Origin of the sequence: Escherichia sp. KTE172, assembly GCF_000408845.1 — a bacterium.
Taxonomy (GTDB): domain Bacteria; phylum Pseudomonadota; class Gammaproteobacteria; order Enterobacterales; family Enterobacteriaceae; genus Escherichia; species Escherichia coli.
Genome location: NZ_KE137316.1, coordinates 3,985,454 through 3,999,744, shown reverse-complemented (window position 1 = coordinate 3,999,744; position 14,291 = coordinate 3,985,454). Strand labels below are relative to the sequence as shown.

The following is a 14,291-nucleotide window of genomic DNA, read 5'->3' as shown; positions in this document are numbered from 1 at the left end:
TACCCTGGTATTTCGTTCAAGTATTCTCGCTGGCTGATGCGGCCTTGCTTCGCGCCAGTTGCTCAGCTTCCTGTTTTGCCAGCGTGCGCGCAAGAATCGCCGAGTATAGCGGTTTCCCGCCGGTAAATTGCGCTAATAGTGTTGCGCCAAGACCGGTAATAATCATAGGCAAAATGAGCTGGTAGTTATCGGTCATCTCCAGAACCAGAATGATCCCCGTTAACGGCGCGCGAATAGATGCCGCCAGTAATGCCCCCATTCCGGCAATAGCAAACGTCCCCGCCTCAAGGTGGTATTGCGGAAACAGCTCAACGGCAACCATTCCGAAAGCGGTTCCCAGCACAGTACCCAGCGCCAGCATCGGGGCAAAAATACCGCCCGGCGCGCCGGAAGAGAAGCAGAGTAAGGTGGTAATGACCCGAGCGACGAAGATAAACACCAGCATTCCCATGCTGAAATTCCCCGCGGTAGCGATAGGAATCAGGTTAAAACCGCCGCCCGACGTTGCTGGTGCCACAAACCCCAGCAATCCACACAGACCGCCAATCGCACCGCCCATCAGTACCCATTTGGTAATATTGCCACCGTGCACACGGTGCAGCAAATCCTGCATCCCCAGCACCCATTTATTAAAAATAGGGCCGAAAATGCCAAAAATAATACCGAGGATCAGATAAAGCCACAGCGTATTAAGCGGCGCATCAGAAAGTTTACCGACGTCAATCAACGCAACTTCATGATTAAAAATCCGGTACATAATGGTCGACATAATGACGCCAATAAATACCGCTTTAATCGAAATTAACGTATAGCGAAACTGCGGACGCATCTCTTCGATAATAAACAAAATACCCGCCAGCGGGGCGTTAAAGGCCGCAGCCAGCCCCGCCGCAGCACCGGTTGCCAGCAGCGTATGGCGCGCTTCATCACCTTTCAGGCGGAAAATATCAAGCACCATGCGACCGATATTGCCGCCGATCTGTACGGTTGGCCCTTCGCGCCCCAGCACCATGCCTCCGCCGAGTGTTCCCAGCCCGCCAAAGAATTTCACCGGCAACACACGCCACCAGCGAACGGGACGTTGATCTTCCAGCGCCCCTTCAATTTCCGGGATCCCCGAACCACCTGCTTCCGGCGCGTATTTGCGCACCAAAAAGTAGCCGAACATCGCCAGCACCGCCGAACAGAGAAAAGCGACAGTTAACAGAAGCGGATAATTATCAGCAGTATGTACCAGCGCCCCCATACGCTGGTTCTGCAACCAGGCGACACCTTTGTCAAAAGCAACCGCAGCCAGCCCGACAAGCGTGCCGACGACTGCCGCCATAAACAAAATGGCTAACGGGGTTTTATCGCGCTCAAGAAGTTGGCGAATCAGTTGTCTGCGTCGCAGGCGCGCGGCCTGCGGTGTTTCTAAAGAGGGAGTATCAGTTTTCATCCAATGATCACTTATTGGTCATACAAATAAGATGACGGCATTTTACTCGCACGTTCCATGAAAATCCTTTGCAAAGCGTAATGTTTCAAATGCACAAAACTTTTATACTCTAAGAAATCAGGATTGCACCAGTACAAGCAGCCTGATGTTTGACGAGTATTTAACTTGTTATGAATAACATAGAATAGCAGCCATTCACTTTTTCTACGAATCAGGAACCCTCCATGAGTAAGTCTGAAAATCTTTACAGCGCAGCGCGCGAGCTGATCCCTGGCGGTGTGAACTCCCCTGTTCGCGCCTTTACTGGCGTGGGCGGCACTCCACTGTTTATCGAAAAAGCGGACGGCGCTTATCTGTACGATGTTGATGGCAAAGCCTATATCGATTATGTCGGTTCCTGGGGGCCGATGGTGCTGGGCCATAACCATCCGGCGATCCGCAATGCCGTGATTGAAGCCGCCGAGCGTGGTTTAAGCTTTGGTGCACCAACCGAAATGGAAGTGAAAATGGCGCAACTGGTGACCGAACTGGTCCCGACCATGGATATGGTGCGCATGGTGAACTCCGGCACTGAAGCGACAATGAGCGCCATCCGCCTGGCCCGTGGTTTTACCGGTCGCGATAAAATTATTAAATTTGAAGGTTGTTACCACGGTCACGCTGACTGCCTGCTGGTGAAAGCCGGTTCTGGCGCACTCACGTTAGGCCAGCCAAACTCGCCGGGCGTTCCGGCAGATTTCGCCAAACATACCTTAACCTGTACTTATAACGATCTGGCCTCTGTACGCGCCGCGTTTGAGCAATACCCGCAAGAGATTGCCTGTATTATCGTCGAGCCGGTGGCAGGCAATATGAACTGCGTTCCACCGCTGCCAGAGTTCCTGCCAGGTCTGCGCGCGCTGTGCGACGAATTTGGCGCGTTGCTGATCATCGATGAAGTGATGACCGGTTTCCGCGTAGCGCTAGCTGGCGCACAGGATTATTACGGTGTGGAACCGGATCTCACCTGCCTCGGCAAAATCATCGGCGGTGGAATGCCGGTAGGCGCATTCGGTGGTCGTCGTGATGTAATGGATGCGCTGGCCCCGACCGGTCCGGTCTATCAGGCGGGTACGCTTTCCGGTAACCCGATTGCGATGGCTGCTGGTTTCGCCTGTCTGAATGAAGTCGCGCAGCCGGGCGTTCACGAAACGCTGGATGAGCTGACAACACGTCTGGCAGAAGGTCTGCTGGAAGCGGCAGAAGAAGCCGGAATTCCGCTGGTGGTAAACCACGTTGGCGGCATGTTCGGTATTTTCTTTACCGACGCCGAGTCCGTGACGTGCTATCAGGATGTGATGGCCTGTGACGTGGAACGCTTTAAGCGTTTCTTCCATATGATGCTGGACGAAGGTGTTTATCTGGCACCGTCAGCGTTTGAAGCGGGCTTTATGTCTGTGGCGCACAGCATGGAAGATATCAATAACACCATCGATGCTGCACGTCGGGTGTTTGCGAAGTTGTGATGATTTTGCCTCGCCCACCGGGCGAGGCATTCAATTAACGGCTCTGCTTTCTCAACAAATAGATAAAATATGGCGCGCCGATAAAGGTCGACAGCAGCCCCGCTGGGATCTGGAATGGAAACAGCACCATCCGCCCACACCAGTCAGCGAACACCAGCAGTAATCCTCCCACCAGCGCCGAAATTACGATGTGTGGCATCGTCCGTCGAAAGCCCATCATCCGCGCAATATGCGGTGCCATTAAACCAACAAAACTCAACGGTCCAATGGTCATTGTCGCAGTCGCTGTCAGGCAAGCCGCTAACAGCAGCAGCGCAATTCGCGTCGGCGTCAGCGTCATCCCCACGGCTCGTGCGGTATCACCTCCCAGCGGTAAAATGGTCAGCCAGCGGCGGCACAGCGGGGTAATCGCCAGCAAAATCACCATCACAATTCCGGTACGCCAGACCTGCGCATCGGTCGCGTTGTAGGTCGAACCGGAAATCCAGGTCAGCACTTGCGCCATTCGCGGGTCACCACTTGCCTGCAACATCATCAAAAGCATGGTGAACGCGGTACTTAACGCCATCCCCGCCAGTAACATGCGGTGTGGGGAAAATCCACCGCGGCCGGCGGCGATCATAATGATCAACAGCGTCACCGCCGCGCCGAGACTGCCTGCAGGTAACAGCCAGCCAAAGGCATTACCCGGCACCAGAAACAGCATCAACACCACGCCAAACGCCGCGCCGGAGCTAATCCCCAGCACTTCCGGGCTTGCCATCGGGTTGCCGGCCAGCCGCTGAATAATACAGCCCGCCACCGCCAGCATGACGCCCGCAAACAGCGCCGCCATAATTCGCGGCCAGCGCCAGGGCATCAAATCCTCGAGCAACGCCCCGCTCGCCCACGTCCAGCCGTGCGCATCACGGCCAAACGACAGCGCCACCACCACTGCCATCAACAGCAGCACGCCGCCCGCGAGGGCAAACGCCAGCACATGTTGGCGTTCAGCAGCGACACGATCGTTGACCTTCATATCCGGCGCGCTAATGCTGCGTAAACGCGGCAGCAGCCAAAGTAGCAGCGGCGCACCTATCAACGCAGTGACCGAACCGGTAGAAACTTCCATCCACACGCGAGTCAGCCAGAGGATGATTTGATCAGAAAGCCACAGAATTAACGCCCCAATCAGCGACGCCAGCATCAATCGTGGCAACAAACGCCGCGCCCCCAGCATTTTTGCCAGCAGCGGCGCGAACAACCCGATAAAGCCGATAATCCCCACCGCATTCACCAGCAGCGCACTGATGACTATCGCCAGCGTCAGCGCCGCCAGACGCGCGAGCGACAAGGCCAGCCCGAGGTTGCGCGCCACGCCATCATCAAGCCCCATCAGGGTTAACGGACGAAGTAGCAGTAACGTCAGCATCACGCCGCCCAGCAACTGCGGCCATAAACGCTCAACGCCGCCCCAGTCGGTTTGCGTCAGCGTTCCGGTGCTCCACAGGAACATGCTTTGCAACTGGTCATGATGGAAGATAACCAGTAACTGATTGATTGCCCCACAATAAAGGCTCACTACCAGCCCCGCGAGGATCAGCGTTACCGGCGACAGCCGTTTCCCCCACGCGACGCCAAAGACAATTAAGCCAACAACGCAAGCCCCTGCCAGCGCAGCAAACTGGCTCGCCATAGCACCTGGGATCGCCCAGAGCGTAGTGACGGTAATCCCCAGTTGCGCGCCTGTTGCAACGCCCAACGTCGTCGGTTCCGCCAGCGGGTTACGCAGCACTTGCTGAAACAGCACGCCCACCAGCCCCAGGCCCGCGCCCACCAGCAGCGAAATCGCCAGACGCGGCAACAAGCTGTAGTGAAAAATCATCTGCTCGATGACGTCAATATCCGGCGACCAGGCGGCCTGCGCCCACTGGCTGCGCGGCAGCGCTTGCGAAAAGTTCATCCAGGTGAGCGCCGCTGCGACAATCACCAGCAGCGCCAGCAATAACGCCGGGAAAAGCGCAATTCGTTTACTCACGCTTTACCTCCGATGGCGTTATCCAGAATACGCACAAAGTGCATTGCCGAGAGCGTCGCACCATAAAACCAGACTGCAGGTACGCGCTGAAAGCGTCCGGCGCGGACAAACGGCATAGCCTGCCACAGCGGCGTCGCCATTAGGGCGTCCATGTCTTTGCTGTTGTCGTGATCAAAGCAGAGCACATCAACGTCTTTATACGCTGCCAGACGATCAATACTGACGGCGGTACTGCCCCAGAAGTTGGTTTCCCCTTGCCAGGCATTTGGGATGCCGTACTCATCAAGAATTTCCTGGAACAAGCTGTTTGGACCGAAGACCAGCATATGGCGCGGATCGATAAGCGTCGTCAGCAATAACGGGCGCGCTCCACGCTTCACAAAGCGGGGTTTCATGCTGCGGATAAAGTCTTCATATTGCGCTAAATGTGTTTCCGCTGCCCTTTGCAGGTTAAGTAAATCTGCCATTTCCGTCAGCGATTTACGCGCCATCGCCAGCGGCTGTTTGCCGTCACTGAAGTTAAATCCGCGACCCGGCGCAATACGTGCCAGCATTTCTGGTGAAGGGCCATATCCTGCCGACCAGACCATAAACGATGGTTTCATTTCGGTCAGCAGTTCAAGGTTAGGTTCTGTGCGCAAACCGACGTCGATCACTGAGTCCGGCAATGGTGGTTCGCTGACCCACAGGCGATAGTTGATGGTATCCGCCACGCCGTAAGGCACGATGCCGAGCGCCAGCAGTAATTCCACCGGCAACCACTCCAGCGCCACAATACGATTGGGATCAATAGCCGCCGCGTGGGCAGTATTCATCTGCCATAACAACGGAGAAAGCGCCATCGCCGTTAACAGTCGACGGCGCGAAATAAGAGGTAAGCCGCTCATCAATAAACAAAACTCACAGGTGCAGCACCCGCCGGATGCGGCAGAATACCCATCGGGATGCCATAAATCATTTCGAGGGTTTCGCCGCGCATAATTTCCGCAGGCGTTCCCTGAGCAATCATTTCACCGCCGCGCAGGGCGACCAGATAATCACAGTAGCGCGCCGCCATATTAATATCGTGCAGCACGGCAATGACCGTCAGACCACGTTCCTGACTTAAACGATGCACCAGCGCCAGCACGTCAACCTGGTGGGCGATATCCAGCGCCGAGGTCGGTTCGTCGAGCAACAGACAACGGCTATCCTGCGCCACCAGCATGGCGATCCACGCCCGCTGACGTTCGCCGCCAGAGAGACTATCGACCAGCCGATGCGCCAGCGGTTTTAAGCCAACCAGCGAGATAGCTTCCTCGACCTTTTCGCGATCTGCCGCACCAAAGCGCCCTAGTGCGCCATGCCACGGGTAACGACCAATCGCCACCAGTTCACGCACCGTCATCCCTTCTGCCGGAGGAAGCTGCTGCGGCAAATAAGCCACTTTGCGGGCAAACGCTTTGCTGCTCCAGCTTTCCAGCGGTTGGGCATCAAGAAGAATCTCCCCTTCCGACGGTGGCTGGTGACGACCAAGCATTTTGAGCAGAGTGGATTTACCAGAACCGTTGTGACCAATCAGACCGGTCACTTTCCCGGCAGGAAAGGTTAACGACAGCGGATGCAAAAGCGTGCGCCCGGGCACACGAAAGGAGATATTACGCAGTGCAAAAGTGGTATCGGAATGATTCGTGTATTCCTGCATAACAGCCAACTTGTGAAACGGGCACGGAAATCCGTGCCCCAAAAGAGAAATTAGAAACGGAAGGTTGCGGTTGCAACGACCTGACGTTCTGCGCCCCAGAAGCAGCCATAGGTGTTAAAGCAGCTGGCGACGTATTCACGATCGAACAGGTTGTTGACATGCAGCGCCACGTTGGAGCCAGCCATGCCGACTCGTGCCAGATCATAACGCACTAACGCATCCACGACCGTATAACTTCCCACTTTAAAGGAGTTAGCCGGATCACCATAGCTGGAGCCAGTATAACGACCACCGGTGCCCAGCGTCAGACCTGAAAGCGGACCGTCAAAGAAGGTATAGTCAGCCCACAGCGAAGCCATGTGTTTTGGCACCTGTGCAGGCGTATTGCCTTTGTAGGTAGTATCGGTAGTGTATTCCGCATCGGTATAGGTATAAGAACCAACCACGTTAACACTCGCCGACAGCGCCGCTTTTGCTTCCAGTTCTACACCACGAGCGCGAATCTCACCGCCTTCAATCGAGAAATTGGGATTATTCGGATCCGCCATCAGGTTGTTGGTTTTGGTAAGCTGATACAGTGCGCCCGTCAGCACAATTGGGCGATCTTCCGGCACATATTTCACACCAACTTCATACTGTTTGCCTTTCGAAGGTGCAAACAGATCACCGTTTGCATCTGTCAAAGATGCTGGCTCAAACGACTCACTGTAGCTGAAGTAAGGCGTTACCCCGTTGTCGAACAGGTAGTTTACGCCACCACGCCAGGTGAACTGTTTGTCATCACGATCGGATTTATTACCGTAATCACGGTTGAAAGATGACTGTTCCGCCCAGTCATAGCGACCACCCAGAGTCACCAGCACCTTATCCCACTGCGCCTGATCCTGAACATACAGACCGGTTTGTTTCTGTTTAAGCAAAACGCGGTATGGGCCCGACGGATCCGGGTGAGCACCAAAATCAAAGTCACTACGGTCTAAATTATAGATATCAGACGGTGCAACGGAACCGGCGTAACCGAACCAGGAGTCAATATCATTACGCATACGCATAAAGTCAACGCCGGTCAGCAGAGTGTGTTCAACCGAGCCGGTTGCGAATTTACTTTGCAACTGAGTATCAACAGAGAAGTTTTCTAATTTCTCATTATCGATAACGTACTGACGAGTCAGTGTATGATTCCATTCTGACTGCGGGATACTTAAACATGGACTCGCCTTGAGTGCATCGTCGTCTTTGGTATACAGCGGATCCGAGCACATGCCGTAGCCATATACGCTCTTTTGCGAGACTTTATTTTGCGCAAAGCGCAGGTTCTGACGCACAGTAAAGGTGTCGTTAAATTCGTGATCGAAGCTGTAGCCCACCATCTTCTCATTACGTGAATAGGTGTTGTTCTTCGCCCCTTCATTAAAGTCTGTCGGCAGACGCTTACCGTTCGGCAGCGGCTCAACGGTTCCCTCTTTCGGCAACCAGCCGTAATAACCGGTTTCCGGTTCGTTCTGGAAGTAAGAAAGGAAAGTGAAATTGGTTTTATCATCCGGGCGCCAGGTGAACGCTGGAGCAATAGCATAACGCTGCTCTTCTGCCCCCTTCTGCTGAGCATTGGCTGAACGCGCAATACCAGTCAGACGATAAGAGTAAACGCCGTCATCATCCAGCGCATCACTGAAATCAAAACCAGTCTGGAACAGGCTGTCAGTACCGGCTTTAAACTGAATTTCTTTCAGCGGTTCTGTAGTCGGGCGCTTGCTGACCATGTTCAACAGGCCGCCAGGGCTGCTTTTCCCGTACAGCACGGATACCGGACCACGCATGATTTCGGCGCGCTCCAGCATATACGGATCGATAACTGCATCGTTATAGAAGTTGCCCTGCATCTTCAGGCCATTCAGATAGTTGTTCTGGCTTTGGCCGTCAGCGGCGAATCCGCGGATGATCAGGTAATCGTAAGTGTTGGATGCGCCACGAGTTCCCACGGCAACGCCAGGAGTGTAGCTAAGAGCTTCTTTTACCGACTTCGGCTGATGCAGCGCCATCTCTTCGGCGGTCACAACAGAAATAGACTGTGGCACTTTTTGAATCGGCGTATCGGTTTTAGTGCCGGTAGCTGACTGTCGCGCCGCAATAGTTGCAGCTGGCCCCCATGCGCTTTCTTGCGGCGCAGGTGCAGCGGTAACGGTGATAGTGTCTTCTTTCGGTTCAACCGCTGCCTGTGCATAAACAGACATGCCGCTAACCGCTGTGGCTACTACAACTGCGATTTTACGCAGTGAGTGTTTTGGCTGAGCAGTTTTGGAACGCGCCATTGGTATATCTCTGATGTAAAGTGAATGATAACGTAAACGAGAATGATTATTATAAAGATAAGATAATATTCGAAACGCTGGCGGGTTCGCAAGCGGTACGCAATCTGAGCGTTCCTGAAGGGTTAATAAACAACCAGATGAAAAGAAAGGGTTAATACTTTGGGTGGGATGTTATTTTACCGGATGGCTACTCGCCATCCGGTATGTCACGCTTAGACGTTAATTACTACCAAACATATCCTTGATCCAACCGGCTACACCGTCGCTGTCTTTCTGCTCTTGCTGAGCAGGTTGCTGTTGCGGCTGTTGCTGCGGCTGAGAAGACTGATCAAACGGATTGCCTGACGGCTGCTGCTGCATCTCACTCTGCTGGCACAGCGATTGCGGATCGCTGGTCCAGACCGGCAAGACACGCATGCCACCGCTGCAAACAAAGTTGCCGTCGTAGTCCACGCCCATATCTGCAATATCTTCTGGCGGAACAAGATTCAGCGGCGTTGGCGTCTGGTTAGCCAGATAACGCTGATAAATCGACATTGCCCCGCTGGCACCATACAGCTTGGTCGGCTGGTTGTTATCACGGCCTACCCAGGTGATGGTCACCGTGCTGCCGTCAATGCCCGCAAACCAGGTATCTACGTTATTGTTGGTAGTCCCTGTTTTCCCTGCCAGATGCAGGTTCGGGTATTTCGCCCCAAGCTGACGCCCCGTACCACGTTGTACCACCTGCTGCATGGTCCATAGTGTCAGATACGCCGCCTGCGCCGGAACCGCGCGTTCCGCCTGCGGGAAGCTCTGATACAGCACCTTGCCATCTTCCGCGATTACCGAACGCAGTGCAGAAAGCGGTGCACGGTTACCACCGCTGGCGATGGTCTGGAATGCCTGCGCCACTTCGATTGGCGTTAAGTTCAACGCCCCCAGCAGCATTGCCGGAACCGGATGCAGCTGATCTTTCGGTACGCCCAGTTTAATCCAGGTCTCCGTAACCGCAGGCAGCCCCAGCGCCATCCCCAGATTCACCGTCGGCACGTTCATCGAACGGGTCAACGCATCCACCAGCATCACTCTGCCACTTTCGCTATAACGACGGTCATCATTCTGCGGTGACCAGACCTGGCCATTCGGCTGACGCAGCGCGATTGGCGCATCGGCAATCCACGTATTCAAACGATAGATTTTCGGCTGGCTTAAGGCCGTCAGATAAGTCGCTGGTTTTGCAAGGGAACCAATCGAACGACGCGCCTGCATCGCACGGTTGTAGCCCGCAAACTGCGGCTCAGAACCACCGACCATCGCACGAACTTCACCGCTAAAGCGGTCAACAACCACAATCGCGGTTTCAAGATCGCTCAACTTACGCTGTTTCTTCAGTGCCGGAATGCCTTCCACGGCGGCTTTTTCTGCCGCGTCCTGGGCCACCGAGTCAAAGGTAGTGAAGATCTTCACGCCGGAGAGATCTTTTACCTTATCGCCCAGTTTTGCCTGCAGCTCCTGACGCACCAGCTGCATAAAGGCTGGCTGTGGAGAGATTACCCCACCGCGCGGCTGAACGCCCAGCGGACGTGCACTCAACATGTCATAGAGTTCTTGATCAATAATCTGTTGCTGTTGCAGCAGACGCAGTACCAGATTACGTCGCTCCAGCGCCAGTTTCGGGTTACGCCACGGGTTGTAGATGGACGCCCCTTTCACCATACCGACTAACAGCGCCTGCTGGTCGAGGCTTAGCTCTTCTACCGGGCGACCAAAGTAATACAAGCTTGCCAGCGGGAAGCCGCGGATTTCGTTGTCGCCGCTCTGACCGAGATACACCTCGTTCATATACAGCTCAAGAATACGGTCTTTGCTGTAACGCGCGTCCATGATCAGCGCCATGTAAGCTTCGTTCGCTTTACGCCAGTAAGAGCGCTCGCTGGAGAGGAACAGGTTTTTCACCAGCTGTTGCGTCAGCGTACTCGCACCCTGCACCGTGCGTCCGGCTGTCAGGTTTGCCAGCACCGCACGTCCGATGGAGTAGAGACTGATCCCATCATGCTCGTAGAAATGACGGTCTTCTGTCGCCAGCAAAGTATCCACCAGCAAATCAGGGAAACCACTGCGCGGCACAAACAGACGCTGCTCACCGTTTGGCGAAGAGATCATGGTGATCAGACGCGGATCAAGACGGAAGAAACCGAACTGACGGTTGTTCTCCATATTGACGATCGTTGCCAGATGATCGCCATCAAAGGTCAGACGCGCGCGCACCTGCCCTTCTTTGCTGTCCGGGAAATCAAACGGACGGCGGATCATCTCAATGCTGTTGGCCTGCACGGTAAATTCGCCAGGACGGGTCATTTTCGACACCTGACGATACTGGGTCGCCTCCAGCAGCTTCACCATCTCGTTCTTGCTGATGGTCATGTCTGGCTCAAGGTTGACCATCCGGCCATAAACTGCCGCGGGCAATTGCCAGACCTTGCCATCAATACGGCTGCGAATTTTTTGATCGAGATAAACGCCGTAAATGGCGATCAGCACGGCAAAAACGATAGCCAGTTTTAGCAGCAGCCATAGCCAGCCGCGTTTGCCACGAGGCTTACGCCCTTTGCCTTTGCCCTTACCTTTGCGCGGCATCGGTTCTTCATCCTCATAGTCATCATAATCGTCGTAATCATCGTCATCTTCGTAACGACGACGGCTTACCTTTTGTTTGACCGGACGCGTCGGTTTCCCTTTGCGTCCAATTGGCTCGCGGTCATTCCCGGCCATGCTTTTTCTCCGCAATATTCAGGCGCAAAAGCCCGATTTTCTGTTCTTCTGTTGCAAGACAGAAGAAGATATCTCTCAAATTTACTTTGATCTTCACGAATACTTTTTCGTTCGTCGCGTTGGTGCTGTGTTTGCCGGGTCGTCCGGCCAGACATGTTTGGGATAACGCCCTTTCATCTCTTTTTGCACCTCACGGTACGCTCCTTTCCAGAAGGCGCTCAAATCACGCGTGATTTGCAGCGGCCTTTGGGCAGGGGAAAGCAACTCCAGCACCAGCGGCACGCGCCCCTGGGCGATCGTCGGATTGGTGGCCTCACCAAACATCTCCTGCATTCTCACCGCCAGCGCGGGCGGATTATCTTCATGATAACGAATGGCGATCCGGCTTCCCGTCGGCACAGTGTAATGCGCAGGCAATTCACTATCCAGACGTTGCTGCATTCCCCAATCAAGTAATCCGCGTAGTGCCTGATAAATGTCGAGTGATTTCAGGCCGCGTAGTGAATGCACGCCGCTCATATGCGGCAGTAGCCACGTTTCCAGCGTCGCCAACAAACTCTCATCATCAACCGCTGGCCAGTCATATTCCGGCAACCACTTTGCGGCGCATAACAAACGCAAGCGTAGCTGTTCCGCTTCCGCCGTCCAGTTGAGCACGCTTAAACCTTTATCACGAATGCCGTTAAGCATCGCCTGATGCAACTCGTCTTCTGACGGTTTCGCCAGTGGCTGCACTTTCACCGTCAACTGACCGATTTGCAGCCGACGCCAGGCTTTCAGCGTACCTTGCGCGTCATCCCATTCCACGGTGTCAGACTGCTGTACCAGCTGCGGGCAGCGTTGTACTAACTCATCAATATCGACCGGCAGCGCCAGTAAAATCCGCGCATCCGGCGAGGCGCTGCCCTGCAATAATAACGGTGCGATCAACCATTCGTGGCGGCTTAGCGCATCGTCGGCATCGAGCATCGCCCCCATGCCGTTTGCCAGTTGATAGCGTCCATCTTGCCCACGGCGACGAGCAATGCGATCGGCATACGCCCCGGCAAGTAGCGGCGCGATAAGAGAACTGTCTGCCTCACCGCCGCGTACGTTTAAACGTTTTAACAGTTGCTGACTACGTTGCTGCCAGGCTGGTTGATTGCGCGAAAACGCCACGCCCAGGTCACTATTGCCCATCCGTGGCGGCTCTTCGAGAATAGCGGCAATTTTTGCCGCGGTAGCAGCTTCGTCGTCGCTCTTCGCGCTAACCAGCATTGCCGCTAAACGCGGATCGTTACCCAGCGCCGCCATTTTTTGCCCTTGCGCGCTTAGCCGTTCGCCATCCAGCGCCCCCAGCATCCGTAACAGGCGTTTCGCGGCCTGTAAATTCACTGCTGGCGGTTGATCCAGCCAGCTCATCTGCGCCGGATCGCTGCATCCCCATTGCAGTAATTCCATCAGCAAACCGGAAAGATCGCTTTGTAATATCTCCGGTTCACTTTGCGCGGCAGCGCGTTCTGCTTGTTCTTTGGCGATTAAATGCAGGCAGATACCCGGCTCCAGACGCCCGGCGCGCCCGGCACGCTGCGTCATGGATGCCTGACTAACGCGTTGAGTAATCAACCGCGTAAGCCCCGTGCGCGGATCAAAACGCGCCACACGCTCCTGGGCACAATCCACCACCAGACGAATACCTTCGATGGTTAAACTTGTTTCAGCAATATTGGTCGCCAGCACCACTTTGCGCATTCCTTGCGGTGCCGGAAGGATCGCTTTTCGCTGATCGTTCAGCGACAACGCGCCATACAGCGGGCAGAGCAACACATCACTGCCGATGCGCGAAGCCAGTTGTTCCTGCACACGCTGAATTTCTCCGACGCCAGGTAAAAATAACAGTAATGATCCGCTTTCCTGACGCAGCATTTCGGCGGTGGCTACCGCAACGGCTTCGTCAAAACGCTGATGCGTGGGCAGTGGTAAATAACGGCGTTCAACCGGAAACGAGCGCCCTTCTGAGATGATGACGGGCGCTTCTGGCAGCATTTGCTGCAAGCGGTCGTTGTCCAGCGTAGCCGACATAATCAGCAGTTTAAGGTCATCACGCAGACCTTGTTGCACATCGAGTAACAGCGCCAACGCCAAATCCGCCTGCAAGCTGCGCTCATGAAACTCATCGAGGATCACCAATCCAACACCGCTCAGTTCCGGGTCACGCTGGATCATGCGCGTCAGCACGCCTTCGGTAACCACTTCCAGGCGGGTATTCGGCCCGACGCAGTTTTGCGCACGCATCCGGTAGCCAACGGTATCGCCTGGCTTTTCGTTAAGCAGCTCCGCCAGCCGTTGCGCAACGTTACGCGCCGCCAAACGACGCGGCTCCAGGAGGATAATTTTCCCGTTAATGCCGGGATGCGCCAGCAGTTGCAGCGGCAGCCAGGTTGATTTCCCGGCCCCGGTCGGCGCAGTTAATAACACCTGCGGTGCACCATCGAGGGCAGCAAGTAACTCAGGTAAGACGGCAGCAACGGGCAACGACGACACAAAACGCTCCAGAGGGTTAACATTCTTCGCGCCACATTGTAGCATCGCGGTAATTCATAAC

At 54.9% G+C, this 14,291-nt stretch carries 9 protein-coding genes; 1 reads left to right on the top strand and 8 read right to left on the bottom strand.

What is annotated here, in order from left to right; all coding sequences use genetic code 11:
• Positions 1-16 precede the first annotated feature (16 nt).
• Positions 17-1,438: a H(+)/Cl(-) exchange transporter ClcA gene (gene clcA / locus G434_RS05345; RefSeq protein ID WP_000845394.1), complete on the bottom strand. Its 1,422-nt coding sequence runs from the start codon at positions 1,436-1,438 to the stop codon at positions 17-19.
• An 11-nt stretch (positions 1,439-1,449) separates the two neighbouring features.
• Positions 1,450-1,497, bottom strand: coding sequence for a protein YadX (gene yadX / locus G434_RS30545; RefSeq protein ID WP_211180485.1), 48 nt, complete (start codon positions 1,495-1,497; stop codon positions 1,450-1,452).
• Positions 1,498-1,662: 165 nt separating this feature from the next.
• Here yadX and hemL point away from each other — a divergent pair, with 165 nt between their 5' ends.
• Positions 1,663-2,943, top strand: a complete 1,281-nt coding sequence (hemL, locus tag G434_RS05350) for a glutamate-1-semialdehyde 2,1-aminomutase (protein ID WP_000045291.1) — start codon at positions 1,663-1,665, stop codon at positions 2,941-2,943.
• Between the two features lie 34 nt (positions 2,944-2,977).
• On the opposite strand, the gene fhuB is transcribed toward hemL, so the two are convergent.
• The 6 genes from fhuB to hrpB all read right to left on the bottom strand — a co-directional run bounded on the left by fhuB (position 2,978) and on the right by hrpB (position 14,230).
• Entirely contained in the window at positions 2,978-4,960 is a 1,983-nt protein-coding gene (gene fhuB / locus G434_RS05355) for a Fe(3+)-hydroxamate ABC transporter permease FhuB (protein WP_000044043.1), read from the bottom strand.
• On the bottom strand, positions 4,957-5,847 hold the full coding sequence (fhuD, locus tag G434_RS05360) for a Fe(3+)-hydroxamate ABC transporter substrate-binding protein FhuD (RefSeq protein WP_001309226.1): 891 nt from the start codon (positions 5,845-5,847) through the stop codon (positions 4,957-4,959). The genes fhuB and fhuD overlap by 4 nt, the downstream gene beginning before the upstream one ends.
• Complete coding sequence (fhuC, locus tag G434_RS05365) at positions 5,847-6,644, bottom strand: Fe3+-hydroxamate ABC transporter ATP-binding protein FhuC (RefSeq protein WP_001158929.1); 798 nt, start codon at positions 6,642-6,644, stop codon at positions 5,847-5,849. The genes fhuD and fhuC overlap by 1 nt, the downstream gene beginning before the upstream one ends.
• A gap of 50 nt (positions 6,645-6,694) precedes the next feature.
• Complete coding sequence (gene fhuA, locus G434_RS05370) at positions 6,695-8,953, bottom strand: ferrichrome porin FhuA (RefSeq protein WP_000124395.1); 2,259 nt, start codon at positions 8,951-8,953, stop codon at positions 6,695-6,697.
• 219 nt (positions 8,954-9,172) lie between these two features.
• Entirely contained in the window at positions 9,173-11,707 is a 2,535-nt protein-coding gene (mrcB, locus tag G434_RS05375; RefSeq protein WP_000918166.1) for a bifunctional glycosyl transferase/transpeptidase, read from the bottom strand.
• Between the two features lie 93 nt (positions 11,708-11,800).
• Complete coding sequence (gene hrpB, locus G434_RS05380) at positions 11,801-14,230, bottom strand: ATP-dependent helicase HrpB (protein ID WP_001309224.1); 2,430 nt, start codon at positions 14,228-14,230, stop codon at positions 11,801-11,803.
• Between the last annotated feature and the right edge of the window lie 61 nt (positions 14,231-14,291).